The sequence below is a fragment of the Mobiluncus mulieris genome (assembly GCF_014204735.1).
Taxonomy (GTDB): domain Bacteria; phylum Actinomycetota; class Actinomycetes; order Actinomycetales; family Actinomycetaceae; genus Mobiluncus; species Mobiluncus mulieris.
Map to the genome: position 1 here is coordinate 141,294 of NZ_JACHMA010000001.1, position 13,581 is coordinate 154,874.

The 13,581-nt window shown below is 55.2% G+C and carries 13 protein-coding genes; 11 read left to right on the forward strand and 2 right to left on the reverse strand.

What is annotated here, in order from left to right; genetic code table 11:
* Positions 1–8 precede the first annotated feature (8 nt).
* The 3 genes from folP to F4555_RS00590 are packed head-to-tail and all read left to right on the forward strand — an operon-like array spanning position 9 to position 2,718.
* On the forward strand, positions 9–896 hold the full coding sequence (gene folP / locus F4555_RS00580) for a dihydropteroate synthase (RefSeq protein WP_115325594.1): 888 nt from the start codon (positions 9–11) through the stop codon (positions 894–896).
* 50 nt (positions 897–946) lie between these two features.
* Positions 947–2,239, forward strand: a complete 1,293-nt coding sequence (gene folK, locus F4555_RS00585; protein WP_255312817.1) for a 2-amino-4-hydroxy-6-hydroxymethyldihydropteridine diphosphokinase — start codon at positions 947–949, stop codon at positions 2,237–2,239.
* On the forward strand, positions 2,239–2,718 hold the full coding sequence (locus tag F4555_RS00590) for a DUF3180 domain-containing protein (RefSeq protein WP_004013185.1): 480 nt from the start codon (positions 2,239–2,241) through the stop codon (positions 2,716–2,718). The genes folK and F4555_RS00590 overlap by 1 nt, the downstream gene beginning before the upstream one ends.
* 22 nt (positions 2,719–2,740) lie before the next feature.
* Here F4555_RS00590 and F4555_RS00595 read toward each other — a convergent pair whose 3' ends face one another.
* Entirely contained in the window at positions 2,741–3,250 is a 510-nt protein-coding gene (locus tag F4555_RS00595; RefSeq protein WP_004013184.1) for a hypothetical protein, read from the reverse strand.
* Between the two features lie 88 nt (positions 3,251–3,338).
* On the opposite strand from F4555_RS00595, the gene F4555_RS00600 reads away from it, so the two are divergent.
* From F4555_RS00600 to F4555_RS00610, 3 genes are read left to right on the forward strand one after another with little or no spacing between them, the layout of a single operon-like run.
* The gene (locus tag F4555_RS00600; RefSeq protein ID WP_244854439.1) at positions 3,339–4,118 is read left to right on the forward strand and encodes a hypothetical protein; all 780 of its coding nucleotides are present in this window, start codon (positions 3,339–3,341) and stop codon (positions 4,116–4,118) included.
* A gap of 16 nt (positions 4,119–4,134) precedes the next feature.
* Positions 4,135–5,199: a DNA integrity scanning diadenylate cyclase DisA gene (disA, locus tag F4555_RS00605; protein ID WP_115325592.1), complete on the forward strand. Its 1,065-nt coding sequence runs from the start codon at positions 4,135–4,137 to the stop codon at positions 5,197–5,199.
* A 38-nt stretch (positions 5,200–5,237) separates the two neighbouring features.
* Complete coding sequence (locus F4555_RS00610; protein ID WP_004018117.1) at positions 5,238–5,987, forward strand: glucosamine-6-phosphate deaminase; 750 nt, start codon at positions 5,238–5,240, stop codon at positions 5,985–5,987.
* Here the strand turns inward: F4555_RS00610 and F4555_RS00615 are convergent.
* Entirely contained in the window at positions 5,984–6,949 is a 966-nt protein-coding gene (locus F4555_RS00615) for a CPBP family intramembrane glutamic endopeptidase (protein ID WP_260399977.1), read from the reverse strand. The genes F4555_RS00610 and F4555_RS00615 overlap by 4 nt on opposite strands.
* Positions 6,950–7,244: 295 nt before the next feature.
* On the opposite strand from F4555_RS00615, the gene rpsL reads away from it, so the two are divergent.
* The 5 genes from rpsL (at position 7,245) to F4555_RS00640 (ending at position 13,492) form a co-directional block, all read left to right on the forward strand.
* Positions 7,245–7,619, forward strand: coding sequence for a 30S ribosomal protein S12 (gene rpsL, locus F4555_RS00620; protein ID WP_004013179.1), 375 nt, complete (start codon positions 7,245–7,247; stop codon positions 7,617–7,619).
* A complete protein-coding gene (gene rpsG, locus F4555_RS00625; protein ID WP_004013178.1) occupies positions 7,619–8,089 on the forward strand; it encodes a 30S ribosomal protein S7 in 471 nt (156 codons plus the stop codon). Before rpsL ends, rpsG begins: the two co-directional genes overlap by 1 nt.
* A gap of 74 nt (positions 8,090–8,163) precedes the next feature.
* Positions 8,164–10,296, forward strand: a complete 2,133-nt coding sequence (fusA, locus tag F4555_RS00630) for an elongation factor G (RefSeq protein WP_004014637.1) — start codon at positions 8,164–8,166, stop codon at positions 10,294–10,296.
* Positions 10,297–10,464: 168 nt separating this feature from the next.
* Complete coding sequence (tuf, locus tag F4555_RS00635) at positions 10,465–11,661, forward strand: elongation factor Tu (RefSeq protein ID WP_004013175.1); 1,197 nt, start codon at positions 10,465–10,467, stop codon at positions 11,659–11,661.
* Positions 11,662–11,869: 208 nt separating this feature from the next.
* Positions 11,870–13,492, forward strand: coding sequence for an aldehyde dehydrogenase family protein (locus tag F4555_RS00640; protein ID WP_036342599.1), 1,623 nt, complete (start codon positions 11,870–11,872; stop codon positions 13,490–13,492).
* Positions 13,493–13,581 lie beyond the last annotated feature (89 nt).

The window sequence follows — 13,581 nt, forward strand, 5'->3', positions numbered from 1 at the left end:
GGCACCTCATGAACCCTGACCACACTGTCAAGCAAGTGACCCCAGAATATCTGCGACCCGGGAAAACCCTGGTTATGGGGGTACTGAACGTGACCCCGAATTCTTTCTCCGACGGGGGGAAATGGCTCGACACGGATGCCGCCGTAGCTCATGGCCAGGAACTGTTGGCCGCCGGAGCTGACCTAATCGACGTTGGTGGAGAATCCACTGCCCCCGGAAATGACCCGGTTTCCCCCCAGGAAGAAACCGCACGGGTGGTACCAGTAATCGAATCCTTGGCCGCCAACGGTGCCCTGATTTCATGCGACACTAGACACGCCGAAACTGCCCGCGCTGCCGCTGCAGCGGGAGCGCTCATCATCAATGATGTTAGCGGGGGGCTGACGGATCCGGACATGTTCGACACCGTGGCAGCCCTGCAAGCGCAACATCCGCAGCTCAGCTATATATGTCAGCATTGGCGTGGCCACCTCAAGGATGCCAACCGGATGGCAGTTTACGACAATCCTCACCGGGAAGTACTCCAAGAGGTTCAGGAACGCGTCGCAGTGATGCGCCAGCGCGGCGACATAGACCTTGGTCGGGTCATCCTCGATCCCGGTTTCGGATTTTCCAAACAAGGTGATCAAGACTGGAATATTTTGGCAAATCTGGAGGCTTTTTTGGCGCAGGGCTTTCCGGTTTTGGTGGGAGTTTCGCGTAAACGTTTCCTGGCGGGATTCGAAACCAGTATCCCGGGTCGCCACCCTCGTGACGAAGTCACGGCGCTGCTATCCTTATATTGCGCCCTCAAAGGCGTGTGGGCAGTGCGGGTACACCAGGTGGAAACGATAGCGATGGGGATTCGTGCCTTGCGAAAAATGTCGGAATGCCGTGAATTCCCAGTCCAAAACTAGGATTACCGCTGTATTACTGCAGTGTGTTTCAAGGGTTCAGGAGGCTGAGCGTGACTAAGCAACAACACCAGGCACATCCGCTTACGGGAGATTGCATCACGTTGCGAGGGATTCACACCCTGGCAATTCACGGCGTATTGGATTTTGAACACCACCAGCCCCAAGATTTTCTGGTGGATGTGTCCCTGTGGTTCGACTCCCGTCCCGCCGCCCGAGTCGATGATTTGGCTCTGACGGTGGATTACTCCGAGGTAGCCACGAAAGTCCAGGCCGTGCTTGGCGGTAAAAGCCGGGCTTTGATTGAACGCCTGGCTGATAATATCGCAATGCGCATCCTTGAAGACGAACAAATTTTGGCCGTTGATGTCACTGTGCATAAGCCACATGCTCCTTTGGATGTTGAATTTCAAGACGTTTCCATCTGTATCCACCGCACCCGCGAAGACTTTGAAAATGAGGCGACTTTGCTACCAGCGGATTTGACAGTTCGCCCGAATAAACCCCGAGTAGCGGTCTTAGCCTTGGGGGCGAATCTGGGGGATCCGGTGCGAACCTTGCGGGAAGTCGTAGCTGATTTACAAAGTGTCCCCGAGTTCATAGAAGTCCAAGTCTCGCCTCTAGCACGCACCCGTCCCGTGCTGGCTAAGAACCAGGCTCCGCAACCGGATTACTACAATGCGGTGGTGCGGGTGGTGTCCCGGCTTTCCGCCGCCGAGCTGTTGGATTTGGCGCAGCACTTGGAACAAAACCACCACCGGAAGCGTCCCTCGCGGTGGGCAGCACGCACCTTGGATATCGACATTATCGCGGTAGAAGGATTGGAATCAGACCACCCCAGTTTGACCTTGCCGCATCCGCGTGCTGCCTCGCGTGCCTTTGTGCTGGTGCCGTGGCTGGAGCTGGATGCGACAGCTCGCCTGGAGGGACAACCCGTAGCAGAATTAGCCGCCGCCCAGGACCGCGAGGGGATTGTGAATCTGTGGCTCGACTGGCTAGATACCTCCCGTGCTGATTCCCGCGAACCCCATCCGGAAGAACCCGGCAAGACTGCTGTGGCTCCAGCTTCACCTGAGGCTGCTACCGAGACGGCCAGTGTTTTGGGGACTCCCGCCGGTACGCTCCCCAGCGAAGCCGCTGACTTTGGCTTACCGTCGTGGCGGGCCGCTTTGGCGACACCCGCTGCCCAGCGGGTTGTGGACGATGTGGCCGGGGACATTTATTCTCCCCCCGGTTCGATTCAAGAAACGGGTGCATCTGCGCCAGCACCTCATGAACCCGGTACCGCCCCCAGCACCCCCGTCACCCCGGATTGGCGGCGCGTACGTAAACACGAGGCACGCTGATGCACTCACGTCCGCTGGTGTTACTGGGTCTCGCCCTCGGCGTGGGGGTGGTGACAGCGGCGGTTTTCGGGGGGATGCTGAACCGGGGGCTGAGCCTGCCTGTCGGCGGCTACGATTTCGGGTTGGCTAGCGTGGTTATCTGCGGGTTCGCCGGGTGGTTGGGGTGGCACGTTAAACGGTTTAAGTCCCGTAAGAAGACGTGGATTACGGCGGTTGGCGCTTCACGAGTCGCGGCTCTGGCTTTAGCTTTATCCCATGTCGGAGCCATATTGGGAGGATTTTTCGGCGGCCAAACGGTAAATTTGCTGCTCCACTTGACCAATGAAGCCTTAGAGGCACTGTTGGGCGCGAAAATCATGGCGCTGGGGGGCGCGGTGCTGATGGTTATAACCGGAATCTTGGTCGAGAAAATCTGCACTATAAATCCTAATGATCCCAAGTCCCCACCCCCATCCGGGATGGTTCGAGCCCCCGCCTAAGAGTGAAACCCGGAGTGGCGCCTCATGAAACCTGTCTACTAGCGGAGTCGTCGAGAAGATTAACCGCGCCGAAAAGCAACCCGAGGGGAATCGCTTGACGAGTGTGGGCGAAACGCACCCCCTCGCGTCGCCGACGCTCCCCGCGCCGAAACAGCCAAGTTTCTATCCAAATAGAACCCGTGATGATAGCACCCCCGAAGCTGAACAGCAGCACCAGCATCGGCACATTCAAGTTCTCGCGCGTTAGCTGCACCGTATTCGAATTCATTTCCCAGGCTTCCTCGTCTGGGCTTTCCATAGTGAAGTCACGGCGCACTTCGTTGACGGTATTCTTTGTTATCGCAGCAAATACTCCCGCGAGACCGCCCAGAGCCGCTAGGCGGGTGAAAAAGCGCGCCTTTTTTTCAGTTATGAAATCCGGGATGGCGTACCACAGAAAAACCACCAAGGTGCCAAACAAAGTAACGGATTGTTGGCGCGCGTTGGGAACAAATGGGAAACGTCGAGTTTTGGGGTTGTCATGTGATGGCATAGCACACTCCTTTGTTTACGGACGATTCTAGCAAAGCACGGCGTGGAACCGGAGAAAAACCGCGCTCGCGCCTAAACTTTGAAAGGTGGTGTCTAAAAAAACCTCCTCAGCGAAGCCCTCGGGTTCCTCCTCGCGCCGGCCTTCGGGTGCGAAACCTGGCGCGAAACCTGGCGCGAAACCTGGTGCGAAACCTGGCGCGAAACCTGCGGTGCGTCGCAAATACACCCCCGCTCAAATTCGACGCAATCGGATTATTGCTCTGATGATTTTGGCGTTGGTGGTGGTGGTTATCATCGCAATTGTGATGGTAATTCGCTCCAGCGTGGCTGCCCTTGAGCGTTGGCAAAAAAACCAGGCCGCTGAAGACAGGGCCTACCAGATTCGCATGGAAGAACGCACCTTCGAGCCGCCCAAACCCTGCGCGGCGTCAAACCTGAAAATTGCCCTTACTCCCGGCGCGCCCCTGGTGTATGTGGGGACGGGCGAGAAAATGGCCTTCGAGATTCAAAATGCCAGCAAAACGCCTTGCACCGTCGTGATTGACCCCCGAAAATCTGGGGTACAAATCGTTTCCGGAAACCAAATTGTTTATAACTCCACCAGCTGTCAACCGGAAAAGACTGCCACCAAGCAGCTTTTACTGGCTGGCGGGAAAAGCTGGAAACAGACCCTGAACTGGGATGGGATGGTGCACAACTCGGATTGCAGTCCCGCTACACAAGTGGCGCGGGCGGGAACCTATCGCAGCCAAGCAATTTGGGATGGGGTGGCGGTTGACCCCGAAACCGTGTTGGCGCTCCAAGATCCGCCCCCGCCCTCTGCCCAGACGGAAAACTCCGGTGAAAACCCTGCCAAAACCGCTGGATAACTATTAGGATAAAACCATGAGTGACGCGCAAAGATTCCGGGAAGTTATTACTATGTTGGCTCCCGGGACGGAGCTGCGCGACGGGTTAGACCGGGTTATCAAAGCCTCGGCGGGGGCACTGGTTGTGTTGGGATACGAAGACCACATCAAGCGGATGTGTTCAGATGGCTTTGAAATCGATGTCGAGTTTTCCGCTACCAGGTTGCGCGAACTGTGCAAAATGGACGGAGCCGTGATTATTGACCCGGAACGGTGGCGGATTCGTCGGGCTAATGTCCAGCTGCTGCCCGACCCTTCCATTCCCACTACGGAATCCGGGATGCGCCACCGTACTGCTCACCGGGTGGCGGTGCAAACTGGGAACCCGGTAATTGCTGTTTCGCATTCTCTGCGAGCGATTTCGCTGTATCTGGACAATAGGCGCTATGTTTTGGATGACCCCGAAACGTTGCTGTCGCGAACCAGTTTGGCTATTGCTACCTTAGAGAAATATCGCAGCCGTCTTGACGAGGTTTCCGAATCCTTAACTGCCCTTGAAATTGACGATATGGTGACGGCACGTGACGTGTCCCTGGTGGTACAACGCCAGGAAATGGTGCGCCGGGTGGGGCACGAAGTTTCCGACCAATTGATTCAGCTCGGTGAATACGGTCGCTTGCTCAAAATGCAGCAATCCGAGTTGATGCGTGGTTTTGCGGTGAACCGTTCCCTGCTGATTCGCGACTATATCCCGCAGGGTTTTTCGGAGGAAAAAGTCGTGGATCGCCTGGGGGGATTGGACGACGCGGAACTGCTCGACTTGGGTTTGGTGGCGCGCATAATCGGGGTTTCCGGTGCTGGCTCGGAGATTCTCGAGACTCCTTTGCTGCCGCGCGGGCTGCGAATGTTGGCGCGTATTCCCCGTCTGCCGGCGCATATCGTCGAAGCGATTTCGCGCCGCTGGGGCACCCTGTCGGAACTGCTGGAGGTCTCTACCGAGGAACTTCAAGAAATTGATGGGGTCGGACCACAGCGCGCACAAATCATTCATGATGGTTTGGAGCAACTGGTTGAAAATTCCGCTTTCAACCGCATGCACTAAGATGTGAAACCCAACTAGCTAAAGGAGATTTACCAGCAATGATGCCATATACAGTTTATGAATCCCCCGAGGAATTGGCGCGTGATTTTGCGGCTTGTGTCGCGGCGGTTTTCCGCGACAAGCCCAATGGGGTGCTTGGAACCGCTACGGGTTCTTCCCCCTTAGAGGTTTATCGGGTGCTGGGTCGCCTGGTGGAAATCGGGGCGGTTAGCCTGAAGAATGTGAGGACTTTCCAACTCGATGAATATGTGGGGTTGCCGGTCGGTCACGAGCAGAGCTATCGGACTTTTATCGAGGAAAACCTGGTGGCGCTCACGGACTTGAATTCGGCTAATGTGGCGGTGCCGAATCCACATCTGGTGGGTGACCCAGGTATCGCTACCCTCGATGATGCTGCGGCGGCCTATGATCTGGATATCAAAGCTGCGGGGGGAGTGGACTTCCAGATCCTGGGGATTGGTTCTGATGGACACATTGCTTTCAATGAGCCGGGCACGCCCTTGGATTCCCGTACCCATGTGGCGGATTTGGCACCCCAGACGATTGCGGATAATGCGCGGTTTTTCGGGGGCGACCAGAGCCAGGTTCCCAAACAGTGCATCACTCAGGGTTTGGGCACGATTATGGAGGCGCGTGCTATCGGTTTGATTGCCATGGGCGAGAACAAAGCTCAGGCGGTCTATGACATGATTCACGGTCCGGTCAGCCCGGATTGCCCCGCGAGTGTGTTGCAAAACCACCCGGATGTGCGGGTTTATTTGGATGCGGGGGCGGCAAGGCTGCTCTAGTCGCGTCGGGTTTGTCTGCCGGGTTCACTTGCGGTAATGGCGGGGGTTTCGCCTGTGTCGGGTACTTCGTCGGTGGGGGTTTTGGCTTCATGAGGTGCCATTTCGGGCGCTTCGCGTGGCGTGAGTTTCCAAATCACCCCGGCTGCAAGCAGTCCAATCACGGCTGTTAGCAGTGAACCCTCAATCCCGACGCTGCCTCCGGTTAACCAAGTTGGGCCGTGGAGTGTCCCGTCCAGTAACCCGCTTTGTTTCCCGGTTCCCGACACGTTGCCACCCCAAAATGCCGCTTGCATGGCGTTCCACCCAAAGTGCAGGCCGATGGGGAACCACAGGCGGCGTTTCCACAGGTAGGCTGTCCCCAGTAGGAACCCGGCTTCGACACCGATAGTCAAGGCTCCCAGCCAGGTAACGCCGGGATTACTCAGGTGTATAGCCCCAAATACCAGGCTGGTGACAACCAGTGCTCCGGGGGCTCCCCACTTTTGTTCCAGTAGCCTCAGGAAGACTCCGCGCATGAGGAGCTCCTCGAAAACACAGGCTATCAACCCGATTCCAATGCCTTTGAGAATCCCGGAGTTAATGGCAAAAGAGTTAAAACGCCAAAATCCTCGCGCCCAAAGTATCAGCATCGGCAGACTGACCAGCACGGATCCCACCAAAATTCCCAGGGCAGTTTCCTTAATACAACCGGTAGCGCCCAATTCTGTGACCGGGCGTTTGGCGAATCGTTTTACCAAGAACCGATAGGCGAGGATTTCCGAGGCTCCTAAAACCAGGCCGGTGAGCAAGAACCAGTGCGGGGAATCCATCAAAAGTACCCGGGTCGCATCACTGGTGCCACTGGTGGTCATATCCAGAATCATGCCTCCATTAATGACCAGAATCTCAATCGCCACCAGGGCGATAGGGAGGAGCGTGGCCTGTTGCCACAAGCCGGAATTCTTTGATGATTGTTGGGGCATAATCATGTGTTAATCATAGTATGAGGCTGGCACCTCATGAAGCGGTAGTTGAAACGAAATTGCCAGCCGATAGGGAATTTTGCTAGAATCTCCGTTTGGTGTCTGTTTTTAGTCACCCAGAGCCTTTCGGAGAAACCCGAGAGGACAGCGGGCTCCTATCGTTTGGAGTTCCGGACGCAACCTCAGCCGTTTCACGCGGACGGAAGGCGGGCCGGCCCCCAGACGATGTCGTGTGCCCACTGGGGGATTGGAAGCCAGAAATCCCAATTAACAGATTGCAAGAAACGGAGTAACTGTGCCAACTATTGAACAGCTCGTCCACAAGGGACGTTCCACGAAGCGCTCCAAGTCGAAGACCCCGGCCTTGGTGGGGTCTCCCCAGCGTCGTGGCGTGTGTACCCGCGTGTACACCACTACCCCGAAAAAACCTAACTCGGCGCTGCGTAAAGTGGCTCGTGTGCGGTTGTCCTCGGGCATTGAAGTATCCGCTTATATCCCCGGGGTGGGGCATAACCTGCAGGAACACTCCATCGTGCTGGTGCGCGGCGGGCGTGTGAAAGACTTGCCGGGGGTGCGCTACCACATTGTGCGCGGGGCACTCGACACCCAGGGGGTGCGTGACCGCAAGCAGGGACGTTCCAAGTACGGTGCAAAGAAGGAGAAGAAGTAATGCCACGTAAAGGTCCGGCGCCCAAGCGCCCGCTGATTGCTGACCCGGTTTACAATTCCCCGTTGGTTACACAACTGGTTAACCGCGTGCTTTTGGACGGCAAGAAGTCCATTGCCCAAAAAATTGTTTACGGAGCTTTGGAAGGCGTGGCTCGGAAAACCGAGCAAGATCCCATTCAGGTTTTGAAGCGCGCCATGGAAAATATTCGCCCCCACCTTGAGGTTCGCTCCCGCCGTGTGGGTGGGGCAACCTACCAGGTGCCCGTGGAAGTGAAAGCCGGACGGGCCACCACGCTAGCTTTGCGTTGGCTCGTGGATTTTTCACGGCAACGCCGCGAAAAATCCATGACCGAGCGACTCATGAACGAAATCTTAGATGCCTCCAACGGTCTGGGGGCAGCGGTAAAGCGCCGTGAAGATGTACACAAGATGGCCGAAGCCAACCGGGCTTTTGCCCACTACCGCTGGTAGTAGCACGGTAAGCTGCAAACTTTTTGCGGCGGAACCGAAACGAATATTTAGAGACTAACGAAGGGACAACGCTAGTGGCACTTGACGTGCTAACCGACCTGAATAGGGTTCGTAACATCGGTATCATGGCTCACATCGATGCCGGCAAAACCACCTGTACGGAACGTATTTTGTTCTATACCGGTATCAACTACAAGATTGGGGAAACCCACGATGGGGCTTCCACCATGGACTGGATGGAACAGGAACAGGAACGTGGTATCACGATTACTTCGGCTGCCACCACCTGCTTTTGGAAAGACAACCAAATCAACATTATTGACACCCCCGGCCACGTGGACTTCACTGTCGAGGTAGAGCGCTCCTTGCGCGTCCTTGACGGTGCCGTGGCGGTATTTGACGGCAAGGAAGGCGTGGAACCACAGTCCGAAACCGTGTGGCGTCAGGCCGACAAGTACAATGTGCCGCGTATCTGCCTGGTGAATAAGATGGACAAGCTCGGCGCGGACTTCGACTTTTCCGTCAAAACCATCGTTGATCGCTTGGGCGCCAAGCCGGTTGTTATCACCTTCCCGATGGGGGCGGAATCCGACTTTGTCGGCGTGGTTGATGTCTTGCAGCAAAAGGCGATTTACTTCCCGGAAAAAGACGCTGATGGCAAGGAAACCAAGGGTTCTGTGTTGGAATACAAGGATATTCCCGAGGAATACAAAGCTAAGGCCGCTGAATACCTGGTGAAAGCGACGGAAGAAGCAGCCGAAGCCAGCGAAGAGCTGATGGATGCCTATATCGAAAACGACCAGTTGACCCTCGACCAGATTAAGGCGGGGATTCGTCAGCGCACTATCAATTCCGAGATTTACCCGGTCTATGCCGGTTCGGCCTTCAAGAATAAAGGGATTCAACCGGTTCTGGATGGGGTCATCGATTTCTTGCCCACACCTTTGGATATTGGTGCGGTTAATGGGTTCCGTCCCGGTCACGAGGAAGATGGTGAAACTGAGACTCGTAAACCTGACGAGAATGAACCTTTTGCCGCCTTGGCCTTCAAGATTGCGGTGCATCCTTTCTATGGCAAGCTAACCTATGTTCGGGTCTACTCCGGTAAAGCCGAACAGGGAACCCAGGTGTTGAACTCTACCAAGGGCAAGAAGGAACGCGTGGGTAAACTGTTCCAGATGCACTCTAACCACGAAAATGCTGTGGACGTGGCTCACGCCGGTCATATTTACGCTTTTGTGGGATTGAAGGAGACCACTACAGGTGACACGCTGTGCGCAATTGATAAGCCGGTGGTTTTGGAATCCATGACCTTCCCTGATCCGGTGATTCACGTGGCTATCGAGCCGAAGTCTAAGGCTGATCAAGAAAAACTGGGTATTGCTATCCAGAAACTGGCGGAAGAGGATCCGACCTTTACCGTTAAACTTGACGATGAAACTGGCCAGACTGTTATCGGCGGGATGGGCGAACTGCACCTCGACGTGCTGGTCGACCGGATGCGCCGCGAGTTCAAGGTCGAGGCTAATGTGGGTGCCCCGATGGTGGCCTACCGCGAAACCATCACCAAGAAGGTAGAAAAGGTCGAATACACTCACAAGAAGCAGACCGGTGGTTCGGGTCAGTTCGCCAAGGTTCAGGTTACCTTCGAGCCCTTGTCCGAAGAGGAAAAGGCCGAAGGAAAAACCTATCTCTTCGAAGACAAAGTTACCGGTGGTCGCATTCCGCGCGAGTACATTCCGAGTGTGGACGCGGGTATCCAAGAGGCTATGGCTTCTGGGGTGCTAGCCGGGTTCCCCTTGGTGGATTTGAAAGCCACCCTCGAGGACGGCGCCTATCACGACGTGGACTCCTCGGAAATGGCCTTCAAGATTGCCGGGAACATGGTCTTCAAAGAAGGTGCCAAGAAAGCCGGTCCGGTGATTTTGGAACCGATTATGGATGTAGAGGTGCGTACCCCCGAAGAGTACATGGGCGACGTCATTGGCGACCTGAACTCGAGGCGCGGTAATATTGCTTCTATGACCGACGCACAAGGCGTGAAGGTTGTTCGCGCCAAGGTGCCCCTATCGGAGATGTTTGGTTACATTGGCGACTTGCGTTCCAAGACGCAGGGACGCGCGATGTTCACCATGCAGTTCGATTCCTATGCTGAGGTTCCAAAGTCGATTTCCGAGAAAATCGTTTCTGAAAATCGCGGCGCCTAGGTAACAACGGGTTGAAACCGGGGGCTCTCAAGTCCTTGAGAGCCCAGGTGACACCCCATAGTACGCAGAAATAATCCAACCCAAGTAGGAAATTCCGCTAGTAAGTGGTAATCTTTTGTTGCTTATTAGTTGGAGCAAACTACCTAAAATCCAGGAGGAAGAAAAGAAGTGGCACAAGGCACTTATACTCACGACAAGCCGCACGTAAACGTCGGCACCATCGGTCACGTTGACCACGGCAAGACTACTTTGACCGCTGCTATCACTAAGGTACTGGCGGAAAAGTACCCCGATTTGCCCGCAAACAAGTTCACCCCCTTCGATCAGGTGGATAACGCTCCGGAGGAACGTCAGCGCGGCATCACCATCAACGTGTCTCACGTTGAATACGAAACCCCCAGCCGTCACTACGCTCACGTGGACGCTCCCGGGCACGCCGACTACATCAAGAACATGATTACCGGCGCAGCGCAGATGGACGGTGCTATCCTCGTGGTAGCCGCCACTGACGGCCCGATGGCTCAGACGAAGGAGCACATCCTGTTGGCGAAGCAGGTTGGGGTACCCTCTATCTTGGTAGCGTTGAACAAGTGCGATTCCCCCGATGTTGACGAGGATATGCTGGAAATCGTCGAGGACGAGATTCGTGACGACCTCGAAAAGCAGGGCTTTGATCGCGATTGCCCGATTGTTCACGTTTCCGCTTTGAAGGCACTGGAAGGCGACCCCGAGTGGACCAAAAAGATTGAAGAGCTCATGGACGCGGTGGACACTTACATTCCCACCCCCGAGCGTGACTTGGACAAGCCGTTCTTGATGCCTATCGAAGACGTATTCACCATCACCGGTCGTGGTACCGTGGTTACCGGTCGTGTGGAGCGCGGCAAGCTGCCGTTGAACTCTGAAGTGGAAATCGTGGGTATCCGCGATACCCAGAAGACCACCGTTACCGGTATTGAAATGTTCCACAAGTCCATGGACGAAGCCTACGCCGGCGAGAACTGTGGTCTGTTGCTGCGTGGTACCAAGCGTGAAGACGTAGAGCGTGGCCAGGTTGTGTGTGTTCCCGGTTCCGTGACCCCGCACACCAAGTTCGAGGGCAAGGTCTACATCTTGAAGAAGGAAGAAGGTGGACGCCACAAGTCCTTCTACGATGGCTACCGCCCGCAGTTCTTCTTCCGCACCACCGACGTTACCGGCGTTATCAAGTTGCCGGAAGGCACCGAGATGGTTATGCCTGGCGATACCACTGAAATCAGCGTGGAGCTGATTCAGCCTATCGCTATGGAAGAAGGCCTCGGCTTCGCTATTCGCGAAGGTGGCCGTACCGTTGGTTCCGGTAAGGTAACCAAGATTATCGAGTAATTTTAGATGCTATAGAGGGGGCGGGTGCGTTTGCATCCGCCCCCTCTATATGCTGGCTCTCACCGTTTTTACAGGTGGGAGCGTTATTTATTTTTTATTGCTGAAAATAGTCTGAGAATTCTTTCCGGATGTTAACTTTTCAAATGATGGAGACGAAGTAATTACAGAGTAGTATGGTACGGCTGAGTATTTACCGAAGGGGGGGATTATGCAATCCGAAGTATTGGACGACCAATTTTTCGCTACTCTGTCGGAATTTTTATCCTGGATGCACGGCCCCCGTAAAGACGTGGTGGACGTAGAGTCCAGTCGGCTGTTGACTCGCGTCGCTACCGCCACCGAAGATGATGTGAAAGATTCTTTGCTTTCGGTTCAGGCCGCGCAAGTGGTGTGGCAAGAATTGCAGGGATACGGTCGCACCCAAGTAATGTCACGGTTCCGTCATTCCCTGTGGAGATTCCAGGAAGAAATTGTGGCCATGAGCCAGATGCTCAGCGGAAAATCCAAAAACGATGCCAATGAAGAGTTCTTGGATTTACTCGCTACCACCCGCAGCGCCAAGACCCTGTCCCAAAGGCTTAGTAAAAGACGGCGGGGACGTGGCTCGCTGCCTTTCTCTAAATGGCGGGTTAACTATCGTCCGGTCGGTGCTATCGGCATGTACACTTCGCCGGAATGGCCGATGTCTTCCCTGTGCGACGTTCTACAAGCCCTGGTGGCTGGCAACGCGGTAATCAACTTTGTCACCCCCCAGGCGGCTCTCGGAGCGGTTTTGCTTCATGCCATGCTGGTGGATGCCGGAATGCCTTACGGCTTGTGGAAGATTATTCCTGCCACTACTTCTGGGCCAGGCCGCTCGATTGTTCCGGGTCTGGACATGGTGGTGGTGTTGGGTTCGCAACGTTTAGGGCGGCGCGTGGCGCGTAGCGCTCAGGAGGCGGGGGTGCCGTTTAAAGGTTTCTTGCAGTTACTGAATACCGGAGTTGTCTGCGAAGATGCGAATTTCAACCGAGCTATCCGAGGAATAGCTAGGGCGGGATTCCAATCGGCCGGTCAGGCAGTAACCGCTCTAGAGGTAGTTTTCGTCCAAGATACTATCTATGATGACTTCCAAAAAGGCCTCAAAGAATATGTCGAGAAACAAGTAGTTGTCGGTTCGCTGTCTTCTAATGACACCACTGTGGGTTCCTTGCTGAATGCCAAACGCGCCGAAACCCTCCAGGAATACATCGATGATGCCGTGGCTATGGGAGCGCAGCTAATCTGTGGGGGCAAACGTCGTCAGGACTTGGGAGAAGGCTTTTTTGAGCCGACTATTCTTGCCGATGTACCCCGGGAAGCGAAAATGTACGGCAAGGAGCTTAACGGTCCGGTCATATGTTTGGTGCCCTTCTCGGAGCTCAGCGAAGTGTCCCGACACATTGGTAAGTCTCGACATGCCTATCTCGCCTACCTGTTTACTCGCTCTCAAGAGACAATGCGCAATTTCATGGATGCGGTGGATTCAGCGGCTTTGGTGGTGAACGACGCCTATATGTCTTTGTACTCTGCGTGGCGGGCTCCCATCCAGGGCGTGAAAGACACTGGAAGTGGTATCCGCCACGGGGTCGAGTCAATTACGCAGTATTCACGGCTCCAGTCGGCTACCCGTCAGCGGGGGCGAACTTGGATTCCTGATGACCTCAAACCGGGGAATCCTATTGAAAGATTCGCCGAGTTTAGCACCAAATTTTCGGTGCGGATTTCGGTGTTATTTTCCGACACCCCTCTGGCTTATCTGTTCCGCAGCTTGCGAAGATCCATCGGGTCGTGGATACACGGGCCGATATAAAAACCAGGGTGAAAACTGTGACGCAAATCTTGGATTGCTCCGTGCTCGCCACCATTAGACTTGATAACTCAGACGATATCTCAGCCAAC

Bases quoted from the DNA above. Each gene is read 5' to 3' on its own strand.
- F4555_RS00595 (WP_004013184.1), bottom strand. From the start codon at position 3,250: ATGCCATCACATGACAACCCCAAAACTCGACGTTTCCCATTTGTTCCC.
- folP (WP_115325594.1), top strand. From the start codon at position 9: ATGAACCCTGACCACACTGTCAAGCAAGTGACCCCAGAATATCTGCGA.
- F4555_RS00590 (WP_004013185.1), top strand. From the start codon at position 2,239: ATGCACTCACGTCCGCTGGTGTTACTGGGTCTCGCCCTCGGCGTGGGG.
- F4555_RS00615 (WP_260399977.1), bottom strand. From the start codon at position 6,949: ATGCCCCAACAATCATCAAAGAATTCCGGCTTGTGGCAACAGGCCACG.
- F4555_RS00610 (WP_004018117.1), top strand. From the start codon at position 5,238: ATGATGCCATATACAGTTTATGAATCCCCCGAGGAATTGGCGCGTGAT.
- F4555_RS00640 (WP_036342599.1), top strand. From the start codon at position 11,870: ATGCAATCCGAAGTATTGGACGACCAATTTTTCGCTACTCTGTCGGAA.
- disA (WP_115325592.1), top strand. From the start codon at position 4,135: ATGAGTGACGCGCAAAGATTCCGGGAAGTTATTACTATGTTGGCTCCC.
- rpsG (WP_004013178.1), top strand. From the start codon at position 7,619: ATGCCACGTAAAGGTCCGGCGCCCAAGCGCCCGCTGATTGCTGACCCG.